At 69.6% G+C, this 13,017-nt stretch carries 12 protein-coding genes; 9 read left to right on the top strand and 3 right to left on the bottom strand.

The window, feature by feature from the left end; all coding sequences use genetic code 11:
• Positions 1–19 precede the first annotated feature (19 nt).
• A complete protein-coding gene (locus FXO23_RS38405; RefSeq protein WP_158891620.1) occupies positions 20–1,042 on the top strand; it encodes a hypothetical protein in 1,023 nt (340 codons plus the stop codon).
• A gap of 149 nt (positions 1,043–1,191) precedes the next feature.
• On the opposite strand, the gene FXO23_RS38400 is transcribed toward FXO23_RS38405, so the two are convergent.
• Complete coding sequence (locus FXO23_RS38400) at positions 1,192–1,587, bottom strand: MerR family transcriptional regulator (RefSeq protein WP_158891618.1); 396 nt, start codon at positions 1,585–1,587, stop codon at positions 1,192–1,194.
• Between the two features lie 6 nt (positions 1,588–1,593).
• Between FXO23_RS38400 and FXO23_RS38395 the strand changes: the two genes are divergently transcribed.
• Positions 1,594–2,325 (top strand): methyltransferase domain-containing protein, encoded by a 732-nt coding sequence (locus FXO23_RS38395; RefSeq protein ID WP_246258274.1) that lies wholly within the window; start codon positions 1,594–1,596, stop codon positions 2,323–2,325.
• 28 nt (positions 2,326–2,353) lie between these two features.
• On the opposite strand, the gene FXO23_RS38390 is transcribed toward FXO23_RS38395, so the two are convergent.
• On the bottom strand, positions 2,354–2,722 hold the full coding sequence (locus FXO23_RS38390; RefSeq protein WP_158891614.1) for a VOC family protein: 369 nt from the start codon (positions 2,720–2,722) through the stop codon (positions 2,354–2,356).
• Positions 2,723–2,785: 63 nt separating this feature from the next.
• Here FXO23_RS38390 and FXO23_RS38385 point away from each other — a divergent pair, with 63 nt between their 5' ends.
• On the top strand, positions 2,786–3,238 hold the full coding sequence (locus tag FXO23_RS38385; RefSeq protein WP_158891612.1) for a MarR family winged helix-turn-helix transcriptional regulator: 453 nt from the start codon (positions 2,786–2,788) through the stop codon (positions 3,236–3,238).
• Between the two features lie 213 nt (positions 3,239–3,451).
• Positions 3,452–4,600 carry a serine hydrolase domain-containing protein gene (locus tag FXO23_RS38380; protein WP_158891611.1) on the top strand — a complete coding sequence of 383 codons (1,149 nt, stop codon included), beginning with the start codon at positions 3,452–3,454 and terminating at the stop codon, positions 4,598–4,600.
• 65 nt (positions 4,601–4,665) lie between these two features.
• Here the strand turns inward: FXO23_RS38380 and FXO23_RS38375 are convergent, their stop codons facing one another.
• Positions 4,666–7,005, bottom strand: a complete 2,340-nt coding sequence (locus FXO23_RS38375) for a molybdopterin-dependent oxidoreductase (protein WP_158891609.1) — start codon at positions 7,003–7,005, stop codon at positions 4,666–4,668.
• A 271-nt stretch (positions 7,006–7,276) separates the two neighbouring features.
• Here FXO23_RS38375 and FXO23_RS38370 point away from each other — a divergent pair, with 271 nt between their 5' ends.
• The 5 genes from FXO23_RS38370 (at position 7,277) to FXO23_RS38350 (ending at position 12,977) form a co-directional block, all read left to right on the top strand.
• Complete coding sequence (locus FXO23_RS38370) at positions 7,277–8,278, top strand: beta-propeller fold lactonase family protein (RefSeq protein ID WP_158891607.1); 1,002 nt, start codon at positions 7,277–7,279, stop codon at positions 8,276–8,278.
• A gap of 11 nt (positions 8,279–8,289) precedes the next feature.
• A complete protein-coding gene (locus FXO23_RS38365; RefSeq protein ID WP_158891605.1) occupies positions 8,290–9,312 on the top strand; it encodes a helix-turn-helix domain-containing protein in 1,023 nt (340 codons plus the stop codon).
• A 75-nt stretch (positions 9,313–9,387) separates the two neighbouring features.
• A complete protein-coding gene (locus FXO23_RS38360) occupies positions 9,388–10,638 on the top strand; it encodes a multidrug effflux MFS transporter (protein ID WP_246258273.1) in 1,251 nt (416 codons plus the stop codon).
• 57 nt (positions 10,639–10,695) lie between these two features.
• A complete protein-coding gene (gene mptB, locus FXO23_RS38355) occupies positions 10,696–12,078 on the top strand; it encodes a polyprenol phosphomannose-dependent alpha 1,6 mannosyltransferase MptB (RefSeq protein ID WP_246258272.1) in 1,383 nt (460 codons plus the stop codon).
• Between the two features lie 215 nt (positions 12,079–12,293).
• Positions 12,294–12,977, top strand: coding sequence for a twin-arginine translocation signal domain-containing protein (locus tag FXO23_RS38350; RefSeq protein ID WP_158891599.1), 684 nt, complete (start codon positions 12,294–12,296; stop codon positions 12,975–12,977).
• Positions 12,978–13,017 lie beyond the last annotated feature (40 nt).

Here is a 13,017-nt window from a genome sequence, read left to right as displayed (position 1 = left end):
TGCTTGCCAGGCTCACACCGTGATCCGACACGGCCTCATCCTGCTCAGCGCGCTCATCCTCGGGGGCACCGCGGTGGCCCCCGCCGCGGACGCCGCCACACCGGTCACCACCGGACGCGGCGGGTCGAACTACAACTTCTACCGAATCGACCACGATCCCGGTGGGTGCGACCGGGAACCCTACAACGTGATCAACGCTTACCACCGCGCGCCGCAGGTCATCCAGGCCCAGCTCGCGGAGCTCTACGCGGCCGGTCAGCGACGCCTGCGGTTCGCCGTGTTCCACCGTCCCGGCCCGGAGTCCGGCGCGGTGATGGACTCCACCGGCGGCAATCTTTCCCCGCGGAACCGCAAGAACTTCGCCGATTTGCTCGCGGTGGTCAAGAAACTCGGTTTCCAGGAAATCGAGGTCGGCTTCCACCCCATCGGCGCGGAAGCGGACCCGCACTGGTGGACTGAGGAACAGTTCGAAGAACGGTACCGGGAAAGCTTCTCGTTGATTCGCAACGTCCGCGCGATCGTCAAGAATGCGGGAATACCGTACCGGCTGGATCTGCTGAACGAGGGCATGCCGTTGATCGACCGGGAGAAGCCGTCACCCCAGGAGATCAAGGTCGCCAAGTACGCCCGTCGGCTGTGGGCCGACTACACCGCGGCCTATGGCAAAAGCGACACCGTCGGCTTCTCGATGACGGTGTGGGTCGCCGGCCGGGCCCGCGAGATCCCGAACGTGTACGGCGGAAACGCACCGGATGTGTTCGACGTCCACCTGTACGGCGACGACTGGTCCGGCGACGAATACCGGCAGTTCGTCGAGGCGCACAACGAAATGTCGGCGAACGGGTACTCGCAGGGCTGGATCATCGGCGAGAGCTACTACAACGACAAGACGGCCGCCGAAGGCATCGCCCGCGCGATCAAGGACACCGGCCGCGAAGTGTTCTACCTGACCCAATGGGCCCAGACCCGGCAGAAGACCTGCCCCGAAGTGGACGTCGCGCCGCCCAGCGACTTCACCGCCTACCAGGCCGCGGGCTTCTGAGCCCACCGGCCCCCTCCGCGGAATCTCCTGAGCGCCAGGCGCGGCTGATCATTCATGGAAGGAACGCACATGAGAGGCGAGGCGGGCGTCGAGAGCCTCGCTGCCTGTACTACAAGAAGAAATACCCGCGGCTCCAACGGACCAAGAAATCACCCCGGTGCGATGCCCTGGCGCAGCATTTCGCGGAAGTTCGGGCAGCGGATGATGTCCTCGTGCTCGCATCGCACCGCGTGCCCGAGCAGTTGCAACGCTTCCTGCGCGGCGCGAATGCGTTGCTCGAGCCGGGCCTGCTGCGTCCTGAGCAACGCGATGCGATCGGCTTTGGCGGGTGCGTGCAGGAACTCGCGCATGTCGTCCAGGCTCAGGCCGACGTCCTTGGCCCTGAGGATGAACACCACGCGTTCCAGGTCTTCCTCGCCGTACCGGCGGTGCCCGCCCGCGCGGCGGGACGGTTCGAGCAGGCCCATCGACTCCCAGTGCCGGAGCACGTGGGTGGCCAGCCCGAACCGCGCGGCGAGTTGCCCGATGGTCAGACTTGACTTCATGTTGACATGAAATTGCAGACTCGGCGCATGGTCAACGACTTCGTTCTCGCCCTCGATCAGCTCGACCAGCTGCCCGCCTCGGCGGGCCTTCGGCAGCGCTCCTACCAGCTGCTGGACGCCCGGGCGGGGGAGGCCGTCCTGGACGTGGGCTGCGGTACGGGCCTCGCGGTGGCGGAACTCGCCGCACTCGGGGTGGCCGCGGCGGGCCTGGACCCGGATCCGGACATGATCGAGGTCGCGGGGGACCGCTATCCGAAATCGGAGTTCCGGCTGGGCTCCGCGGAGTCGCTGCCGTACGCCGACGGTTCGCTGCGGGGGTACCGGGCCGACAAGGTGCTGCACGCCCTGCCCGACCCGGCGGCCGCCGTGGCCGAGGCGGCCCGGGTGCTGGCGCCCGGCGGGCGGATCGTGCTGCTCGGCCAGGACTGGGAAGGCATCGCCGTCGACTCCGACGACCCGGTGCTGACCCGGCGCGTGATGGCCGCGCTGTCCGAGGGCATCCCGCAGCCGCTGGCCGCCCGCCGATACCGCAACCTGTTGCTGGACACCGGTTTCCGCGACGTCGCGGTGGAGGGTCACCTCGCGGTGTTCACCGACATCGACGTGATGATGCACCTGCTGCGCCGCACGTCCAACGACCCCGAGGGGCCGTCCTGGCTGGCCGGCCAACGCGACCGGGCCAAGCGTGACCGGTTCTTCGGCATGGCCCCGATCCTCATCGCGTCCGGCACCCGCTGACCAGGCGCCTTCCGTGGCGTTTGGCTTGTCAGGCGCGGTCGTGGAGCGTGATCTGGTAGCCGTCGGGGTCGGCGAAGGTGAATGTCCGGCCGAAGGGGCCGTCGATCGGTGCGGAGACGATGGTGTGACCGTCGGCGACCAGCGCATCGTGAATGGCCTGGACGTCTGTGGCGTGGAGCCAGATCGCGGCACCGATGCCGGGCTGGGCAACGGATGCGAGATCGGTGCCGGGAATGACGTCGCGGAGTGCGAACGCGATGGGCTTCGTCTCGAAGACGACGGCGTGCGGAGGTCCGGTCTGCGAGCGGACCAGGCCGAGGTAGTGCTCGTAGAACGCCTGCGAAGCGTCCAGGTCGCGCGCTTGGAGCGAGATGAAGTCGGGGCCGGTGGCGGGCATGATGATGCTCCTTCTTTTCGTGTCAGGTTCCTGACACGGGCCAATCTATGTCAGAGTACTGACATGAGTCAAGACGGTGTCGACCTGAGGACGTCGCTGGGCTACCTGCTGAAAGAGGCGTCGAGCGCCCTGCGCGCAGCCATGGAGGAGGTGCTGCGGCCGCTCGGGATGAGCGTGACGCACTACTCCTGCCTCGAGCTGCTGGCTCAACGACCGGGCTTGTCGAACTCCGAGCTCGCGCGGGGCGCGTTCGTGACCCGGCAGACGATGAACGTGCTGCTCCAGGCCCTGGAACGAGACGGCTACGTGACCAGGCCCGCAGAGGCACCCGTCGGGAAGGTGCTTCCCACGCGGCTCACGCCTCGCGGCCGGCGGAGCCTGGAGAAGGCGACCGTAGCGGTCCGGTCCGTCGAGGTCAGAATGCTGGCCGGCCTGACCGAGACCGAGCAGTCAGACGCGTTCCGGATCCTGCGGAGCATGATCCGTTCCCTGCGCGATGGCAACGCCGGTGCATAGCTCGTCCCCGGCGCACGCCTCGCCCGCGCCCCGATAGGAGTGCAGCCGAGCGTGGAATCCATGCAGGCAACCTCGAAACCGACTGCACCCTCTTCCGCGATGAGCCCGTTTCATCGGGATTTCATCGGTTGTGCTTACGGTGCGGGCCGGTAGCTGGGGTGCACGCGATCCGTCGTCGGTGGATCGGCGTTGCCGGATCGCGAAGGAGTGAGGATGGCCAGAACTGGGATGCGGCGGGTGGGGGTGGCGCTCGGCGCTGTCGCCGTCCTTGCCACGTTGGGCGTGCCGGGGTCGGCGGTGGCGGGGCAGGACGACGGCCATGCCGGTGTCCAGGCGGCGCTGGTGAGTTACCGGGCGCATGCGGGGCCGGGCGCCGCCGTGCACGCCGGCGACGCGAGCCGCAGTTGGGACCTGCACGTCGGGCCCAAGGTGGTCAACACCAACCAGATCATCGGCCCGAACGACGCCTTCCGGATCGCCAGCCAGACCAAGACGTTCACGGCCGCCGTGGTGGTGCAACTGGTCGACGAGGGCAAGGTGGCGTTGGACGCGCCGATCGAGCGCTACCTGCCCGGCGTGGTCGCCGGCAACGGCTATGACGGCAACCGCATCACCGTCCGGCAACTTCTCCAGCAGACCAGCGGGATCAACGGCGACTCCGGCAATGCCAGGGCCAAGCCCGACGGCACCTACGATCTGCGGGAACTGGTCCGCGCCGGGCTCGCCGGCAACCCGCCCAAGACCGAGCCTGCCTGGAACTACTCCAACATCAACTACTACATCGCGGGGCTGCTCATCGAGCAAGTCACCGGCATGCCCGCCCGGGACGCGATCACCGCCCGGATCGTCCGGCCCCTCGGCCTGAACCAGACCAGCCTCCCGGCGCCCGGGGACAAGTCGCTGCCCGGGGCGTACGTCCACGGCTACCGGGGCGGCACCGCCGGGCCCGTCTTCCTGTGGCTGGACACCACCTTCGGCGACTGGGGAACCGGCCCCGCCGAACCGACGCGCTGGAGCACCGCCGGCGGCATGATCTCCACCCTGTCCGACCTCGCCGTGTTCGACCAGGGGCTCGCGGACGGCAAAGTCGTGTCCGCCGCCGGCCTCGCCGAGATGCGCAAGACGGTGGCCACCGATTGGCCTGGCAGCGAGCACTACGGTCTCGGCTTGTGGGGCCACGATCTGAGCTGCGGCGGCCGAGCCTGGGGACTCCTCGGTGACCTGACCACCGGGTACTCCTCGGCGACCATGGCCACCGACGACGGCCGGCATGCCGCCATCGTCACCAACACCGCGGTCCTCAACAACGACACGCCAACCCGGCTCGACGTCCTCGACGCCGCACTGTGCGACAAGGAGTGACCCGCCGGGGCACGGCCCGCCCGCGTTGAGCCGCGGGCGGGCCGTCGCCCTTCACGAACCCATGCTCAGGTTGCGGGCGCCGGGTTTTTCATCGGGGGCGGGTCGAACGCGGTGACCGGGGGCGGATTGTCGTAGCGCTCGACTTCCACCAGGCAGGTCTGCGCGGCCGAGCCCTGGGCCAGCTGGGAAGTGCCCTTGTCCAGGGTGACGACGTTCGGGTTTCCGTGCTTTTCCAACGCGTCCGGCACGCCTGGCGTCACCGGGTCGTACCAGGCTCCGGTGGCGATCTGGGCGACTCCGGGCAGCAGCGTGTCCGAGCCGGCGATCAGCACTCCGGCGAGGAAGGCGCCCCGGTCGTTGAACACCCGAACCACGTCGCCCTCCCGCAGGCCACGCCGTTCGGCGTCCTCGGCGTTGAGCAGGATCGGCTCGCGGTCGGCGACTTTGGCCGTGCGGCTCAGTGGCGCGTTGTCGAGCTGGCTGTGCAGGCGATGTGCCGGCTGGTTGCTCAGCAGGTGCAGGGGGTAGCGCGCCGCGGTCGGGCCGCCGAGCCACTCCGCCGGTTCCAGCCAGGTCGGGTGTGCGGGGCAGTCCTCGTACCGGTACGACCGGATCGTTTCGCTGACCAGTTCGATCCGGCCGGACGGGGTGTTCAGCGGGTTCGCCTCGGGGTCGGCACGGAAATCTCCGAGCAGCACCGGGTGTTCCCGCTCGTCGGTGAACTCGTACTTCCCGGCGGCCCAGAACTCGTCGAAGCCGGGCGGGGTGAAACCGCGCTCGGTGGCGAGGGCGGAAGCCTCGTCGTACATGTGCCGCAGCCACTGCATTTCGTCGCGCCCGGCATGGTAGTCCGGCCCGAAGCCGAGCCGGTCAGCCAGTTCGCCGAAGACGTCCAAGTCGTTGCGCGCCAACCGATACGGCGGCATGGCCTGGTGCATCGCGATCCAGAACCTGCTGTGGTCGGCGGCCTGGATGTCGTTGCGTTCCAGCGTGGTGGTCGAGGGCAGCACGATGTCGGCGTACCGGGCCGGTGGTGTCCACCAGGGTTCGTGCACGATCACCGTGCCGGGGCGCTGCCACGCGGCCAGGAACCGGTTGATGTTGAGGTTGTGGTGGAACGGGTTCCCACCGGCGGAGTACACGACCTCGATCTGCGGCAGCCGGACGGTTTCCCCGTTGTGCGGCAACGTTCCGCCGGGGTTCAGCAGCAGGTCCGAGACCCGGCCCACCGGTATCCGCGTGGACACCGGGTTGGTCCCGAGCGGAAGCGTCGGGCGCGGGATCCCGGCCGGGCGGTCGAGGTTGATCCCGCTGGTCGCGCCGAATCCCAGGCTGAAACCGCCGCCGGGCAGGCCGATCTGGCCCAGCAGGCCGGCCAGGGCCACGGTCGCCCACACCGGTTGCTCGCCGTGGTCCGCGCGCTGCACCGACCAACTCGTGTTCACCAGCGTGCGGGTCGCCGCCATCCGGCGGGCCAGCCGGTCGATCGTGTCGGCGGGCACCCCGGTGATCCGGGACGCCCAGTGCGCGTCCTTGCGCTGGCCGTCGGCCTGGCCGGTCAGGTAGTGCTCGAACTCGGCGTAGCCCGCGCACCAGCGGGCGACGAACTCCCGGTCGACCAGGTCGTGGGCGACCAGGGTGCCGGCCAGGCCGAGCAGCAGGGCGAGGTCCGTATTGGGCCGGATGGGGATCCACTCCGGTGCGGCGGAGCCGGTCACGTCCTGACGGGACGGGCTGACGCAGACGATCTCGACACCGGCCGCGCGGGCGGCCTGGAACCAGTCCGCGTTGTCGTGGTTGACCGCGCCCCCGGCGTCGATCTGGGTGTTCTTCAACGCCGCGCCACCGAACAGCACCAGCAGCCGGGTATTCGCCACCACTTCGGGCCAGCGCACGACGAGATTGCTGATATCCGCACGGCCCAAGACGTAGGGCATGATGCCCATCGCCGCGCCGAAGCTGTGGTTGCCGCTCTTGTCGGTATAACCGCCGAACAACCCGAGAAAACGCTTCAACACACTCGGCGCGTGGTGCAAGCGGCCCGCGCTGGCCCAGCCGTAGGAGCCGCCGTAGATCGATTCGTTGCCCAGCCGCTCCCGGGTCTCCAGCAATGCTTCGCATACCAGTTCCAACGCCTTGTCCCAGCTGACCGGGACAAAACCTTCGCGCCCCCGGTCGGCCCGGCGCGCACCCCGGCCGCGCAGATAGCCCTCGCGGACGTAGGGCTGATCGATGCGCAGCCGATCGCGCACGACCGCCGGCAGGCTGGCCTGGATCGGCGAGGGATCGGGATCGAACGGAACCCCCGTGGTCGACACGACCTCGCCGGTGCCCACGTCGGTCTCCACCCGGTACACACCCCAGTGCGACGCGGTCTGAGTGGTTCTGGTCGGCCTCACGCTCATCGTGGCATCCTCCCTGCCCCCGTCTCTACCTTCGACCCAACCAGCATCCCACCAAGGACCGACAAGATCATTCGCGGTTGTCTGTGGAAAAGCTCAGAACTTGCCGCGGTTGTCCGGTTCTGGTTGTCCTTTGTGCCGGAGTCGACACCGGACATCCGGTTTCCGCTACAGCTGCTCACGCGGGCGGAAGCTCGGTTCTCCCAACTTCGACGAGCTGTCTTGGAGGTCGTGGATGTTATCGGCAAACCAACTGGGACGGGGTGTGCTCGGTGTGTTGATCGCGGTGGCGGGTGTGGCGGCGAGTCCGGTGGCGGCGGATGCCCGGTCCGCCACCGGAGTGCAGCGCACGATCTCCGTTGGTCATCGCCTCACCGACGTGGCGTTCTCGCCGAGCGGCCGGACCGCCTACGTCACCGACGGCCGCATGGGCGGGGGCGCGGTGGTGGTGATCGATACCGCCACCGCGAAGGTCCGCGCGACCGTGGGGGTGGGCGCGGGCCCGGACGGAATCGCGGTGACCCCGAACGGCGAATTCGCCTATGTCGCGCACTACGGCACCGGCGCGGTGTCGGTTTTCGACACCGCGAGCAATACCGTCACGGCGACCGTTCCGGTCGGTGCGCATGCCTCCGGGGTGGCGATCAGCCCGGACGGCGGGTCCGCCTACGTCGCCGGCTGGACCTGGCGCGACGGCGTCAACTACGGCGCGGTCTCGGTCATCGACACCAGCAGTCATGCCGTGACCGCGACCATTCCGGTCGGTCAACTCCTGGACAGGGTGGCGATCACTCCGAACGGCCGCACCGCCTACGTCAGCGACCACACCACGGGCCTGGTGTCGGTCATCGACACCGCCGGCAAGACGGTCACCGGGACGATTGCCGTGGGCCGGTACCCGACCGGGATCGCGATCGCGCCGAATGGCCGGACGGCCTACGTCGCCGACGCCGGGAACGGTTCGGTATCGGTGATCGACACCGTCCGCAACACCGTGACCGGCAGGATCGCCGTGGGCAGCGAACCGGAAGGCGTCGCGGTGAGCCCGGACGGCCGGAGCGTCTACGTAACCAACGAGTTCGATCATTCGGTGTCGGTGATCGACACCCGCACTCGTACCGTGGTCGAGACCGTCGTCATCAAGGGCGGGGTCATCGGGGTCGCGGGAGTGGCCGCGAACCCGGACGGCAGCGCCGTCTACGTCTGCGGATGGACCCGCACCGACAAGGTCTACCGCGGCAGGATCAGCATCCTGGCCCGAGGCGTCGCAGGCTAACCTGCGGACTTGTGACCAGGGTTCATCAGCTCACCGGCGCGGTCGGTTCCACCGAGTTGGACGCGGCGCACGCGGCGTACTACGCGTCGATCGCTCAGGCCGACGAGAGCGGCGACGGCACCGTCCGGCATCGGCTCCGCCCGGAGGTCGGCGACGGCACGATCGAGGTGACGTCGTTGCGGAGCGGTTTCCACATCGTCCGCTACGACGTCGCGTTCACCGGCGGGCACCAGGTCGGGTACGCGTTCCCGGGGGACCACTTCGAGCTGGAGTACTGCGTCGACGGACGCATGCACGTCAGCGAGGCGAGCGGCGGCACCGGCGCCCTGCGGGCCCGCTCGGTGGCGCTGAGCCCCCGGTGCGCCACCGACGGCGTCGTCGCACACGGTGACGGCGAGCGGTACCGAGCGGTGTCGATCGCCGGGACCTGGACCGGGCTGGAGTCCTACCTCGGCGGCTCCGGCGCGGGCGCCCTGCCGGACAACCGACCGGAGAACATCGCGCGCGAGCAGTATCTGGGCCGGTCGGCGGCGTTGCGCCCGGTGGCCGGCCCGCTGGAGGAGATCTTCCTGCACCGGCGCTGGTCCCCGGGGCGCCTGCTGTTCCTGGAATCGCGGCTCGTGGCGGCGCTGGCCGCGTTGATCGACGAGTTCGCGGTCACCGTGCCGCCCGCGGACGCCCGGAACCTCGCTTTGGACGACCACGAGGTGGCCGCGTTGCGCCGCGTCCCCGAACTGCTCTGGCGGGAACGGCACGCACCGCCGACGCTGGCCGAACTGGCCCGCGCGTCGTCGATGTCGGTCCGGCGCCTCACCACCGGGTTCCGCGCGCTGTACGGGACGTCGGTGCTGGAGTACCACCGACGTCGCTGCCTCGACCGGGCCGTGACGTTGCTCGTCGAGACCGATTGGCCGGTGGCCCGGATCGGGCACGAGGTCGGCTACGCCTCGCCCAGCAACTTCGGTTACGCCTTCCGGCGCGACCGGGGCACCACCCCCGCCCGGTTCCGGCGGGCGCACTCCGGACGCCCGTAGGAAAGCACCGCTCTCCACATCTTCGAGCCCGCCGCTCCACACCGCGGCGCGGTCCCCGCGCCGACGATGGGGCACGTGGTCAGTATCGATTCCGCCACTCCGCGGACCGGAACGGGGCGGCTCGTGGTCGTCCTCGGTGGACTCTCGGCGGTATCGCCGTTCGCCACCGACATGTACGCGCCCGGCTTCCCGCAGATCGTCACCTCGTTCGGAACCACGGGAACGGCGGTCCAGCTCTCCCTGACGGCCTGCCTCGTCGGGCTCGCCGTCGGCCAGGTCGTGCTCGGTCCGGTCAGCGACGCGATGGGGCGGCGGCGCTTGCTCCTGGCCGGTTCCGGCATGTTCACCGTGTTGTCCTTGGTCTGCGCGCTCGCCCCGTCCATCGCCGTGTTCGACGTCGCCCGGCTGCTGCAAGGGATCTCCGGCGGCGCGGGGCTCGTCATCGGGCGGGCGGTCGTCAGCGACCGGTTCACCGGCGCCCAGGCAGCCCGCCGGCTGTCGACGCTGAGCGTGATCGGGATGACCGCGCCGGTGCTGGCGCCGGTCGTCGGAGGCTTCATTCTCGGCGTCGGCTCGTGGCGTCTGGTGTTCGTGGCGCTGGCCGTGACCGGGCTGTTGTTGCTGATCGCGGTCTGGGCGTGGGTGCCCGAATCGCTCCCCGCCGAGCGGCGCCGGTCCGGCGGCCTGCGGGCCGTGCTCGCCGCGATGGGGGGATTGCTTCGGCGGCGCGAACTGGTCGGCTATCTCCTCGTCATGGGGTGTGGACTGGCCGCCCTGTTCGCCTACATCACCGGCTCGCCGTTCGTCTTCCAAGACGGCTACGGCTTGTCGCCCAGCGCGTACGGCCTCGTCTTCGCCACGAACGCCGTCGGCACCGTGGTGGCCGGTGCGATATTCGGACGGCTGGCCGGGCGCGTCCGGCTGAACTCCCTGCTCGTCATCGGCGTGGTCATCACGGTGGCCTCGATGAGCACGCAGGTGATCCTGCTCGCCATCGGCATCAGCACGTTCCCGGTCACCTGGGCCTGCCTGTTCGGCCTGACCTTCGGGTTCGGATTGCTGCTGCCCGCGTCGACCACCATCATCCTCGCGGTCGGTGGCGATGCCCCGGGAGCCGCCTCCGGCCTGCTCGGCGGCGCCCAGTTCACGCTCGGCGCCGCGGCCGCACCACTACCCGGCGTGCTGGGCAACACCACCGCGCTGTCGATGGCCGTCGTGGTACTGGGTTTCGGCCTGCTCGCCGCGGTAGCGCTGACCACGCTCGCCCGACCGTGGCAGGGCCATGGCGAGGCGGCCCCTATGCTGATCACCCAATCGACGGGGTAGCGACAGGGGCGGGGCCCCGAGGAGTATGGGGGCCTTTTCTTGCCATCCGGACGGGCGGTGACGGCGGTTCGGTGGGTGGGCACGGGTGGCGCCGCCGTGCTGACCGTTGCCGCGTCCGGGATTCCGGGGCCGACCGCGGTGGTTCTGGCGCTGGGCTTGACCGGGATGACCCTGGTGGTGCTGGCTTGGCTCCACATTGGACGGTGGGTGGCCGAGGTTTCCGTTCGCCGCCTTTACTGGATCGGGGTGTCCTGGTGCGCTCCGCTGTTGCTGGCGCGTCCCCTGTTCAGCGGTGACGTGTTCAGTTACCTGGCGCAGGGTGTGATCGCGGCCAAGGGGCTTGATCCCTACCTGCTCGGCTCGGCCGAGGCGCTGGGCGCGGATTCGCCGGTGACGGAACGGGTCGGGCACCTCTGGCGGGACACGCCCGCGCCGTACGGGCCCGCGTTCGTCGCGTTGTCCCGGGTGATCGCCCAGGTGGCCGGGGACGATGTCGTGCTGACCGTGGTGGCGCATCGACTGGTCGAGCTCGCCGGGGTCGCCCTGATGGCCTGGGCGCTGCCCCGGCTGGCTCGTCGCGCCGGGGTCGCCCCGAGCACCGCGGTGTGGCTGGGCCTGCTCAACCCGTTGGTGCTGTGGCATGTCGTCGCCGGGGTGCACAACGAGGGGATCATGCTCGGTCTGGTGCTCGCCGGGATGGAGATCACCCTCGGCGCGGCGCGCCCGGGCCGCGCCGTCGCGGGGCTCGCGGTGCTCATCGTCGCGGCGAACGTCAAGGTCGTGGCGGTGGCCGCGGTGTTCTTCGCCGGGGCTGGGCTGATCCGGCGGTGGGGGAGCACGACCGGTCGCCGGGTCGCGCTGGGTTTCGGCCTGCTCGCCGGGGTGGTGGCCGGTTCGCTCGCGATTTCCGCCGTGACCGGGCTGGGGACGGGATGGCTCGGTGCCGTGGGCGCCTCGGGGCACGTGCACAGCTGGCTGGCGCCGACCAATCAGCTCGGCTTCCTGATCGGCGGTATCGGCGCGCTCGGTGGCCTCTCGCTGACGTCGGCGGCGATCGGGGTGGTGGTCGCGGTCGGCGCGGTGATCGGCGCCGTGGTCGCGGCCGTGCTGTGGTGGCGGACGTTTCGCGGCCGCCCGCATCCCTTGTACGGCCTCGGTTCCGCGTTCGCTGCAGTGCTGGTCACCGGGCCCGTGGTGCAGCCCTGGTATCTCTTGTGGACGGTCCTGCCGCTGGCCGCGAGCGCGCGCACCAGCTCGGCGAGGTGGGTTCTCGCGGGGGTCAGCGCCGTGTTCGCCCTGGTGCTGCCGCCGACCGGTGGCGGCCCCGGTGTCCTGATCCAGGGATACCTCGTCGTGCTGGTGCTGTTCGGCGGCGCGGTGGCACTGGAGCGGCGGCGGGTGCGCACGGCGGAACCGCTCGAAGCGCTTTCCCGCGGCTAGGCCGTGTTTTCAGAAGTCGGGAGCCGGGTGACGGTGTCGTTGATCAGATAGGCGAGGTCTCCGGTAGAGGAGCTAACGACCAAGAAAACCCTTGCCTCACCGGAGACCTCGTGCCTTATACACGATCGGGTGCTCTCGGTGTCGCCCCCAAATGTCGCTGTCTACTTTGCCAAGTGGAAATATCGCAGCGCAGTAGCAAGAGCAAGGGGACAGTTATGTCTGTTTGTGATGACAACAGCTCCGCCGGTGGCCTGAGCAGACGGGGTTTCTTCACCGCCGCCGCCGTGGCGGGCGGCACCGCGGCCCTGGGGCTGACCGGCGTCCCAGCGGCGTGGGGTGATCAGGCGGCGCCGACGCTGCCCGCTGTCGGCAGCGAGTTCGCCATCAAACTGACCACCAAGAAGGGCGAGAAAGGGGTGCTGGTCTTCACCACCGATACAGGCAAACCCGAGTCCCGCGGCGTCTACCAAGGCCGGATCAAGGTCCGGGTCGAGGCCAACCCCGACAACCCGAAGTTCTCCCGCAAGCTGCGCACGCTCGAAACCAAGCTGCACGCCGACCTGCGCGAGCCCGGCAACCCCGTCGAGCTCACCGACATCCGCCTGGACTGGCTGGACGAAGACGAGGTCGCCGCTGGGCGGCTCCGGCTCGTCTCCGGCGATGACCGTCCGTTCAAGCTGATCCTCGCGACCCCGCTCGTCATAGAGCTGCAACGGGCCAACAAACCCACCGAGTCGCTCGTGGCGTCCAACCGGCTCAAGCTCAACGGCAGCCTCGCCAACTTCCCGCCGCGGGGCGCTGTGCTGCGCCTGGCACAACCCGTCAAGTTCCACGAAGAGGGCCAATCGGAGGAGCCCCTCACGCTGCGCAAGTTCCCCGTGAACGCCACGCAGCTCTAGCAACGGGCCCGCCGGGGTCGCGGCAGGTACGTCAAGAACT

Source organism: Amycolatopsis anabasis (assembly GCF_009765355.1).
GTDB classification, from domain to species: Bacteria; Actinomycetota; Actinomycetes; order Mycobacteriales; family Pseudonocardiaceae; genus Amycolatopsis; species Amycolatopsis anabasis.
The sequence above is the reverse complement of the archived record's forward strand: the minus strand, read 5'-3'. Positions and strand labels throughout refer to the sequence as shown.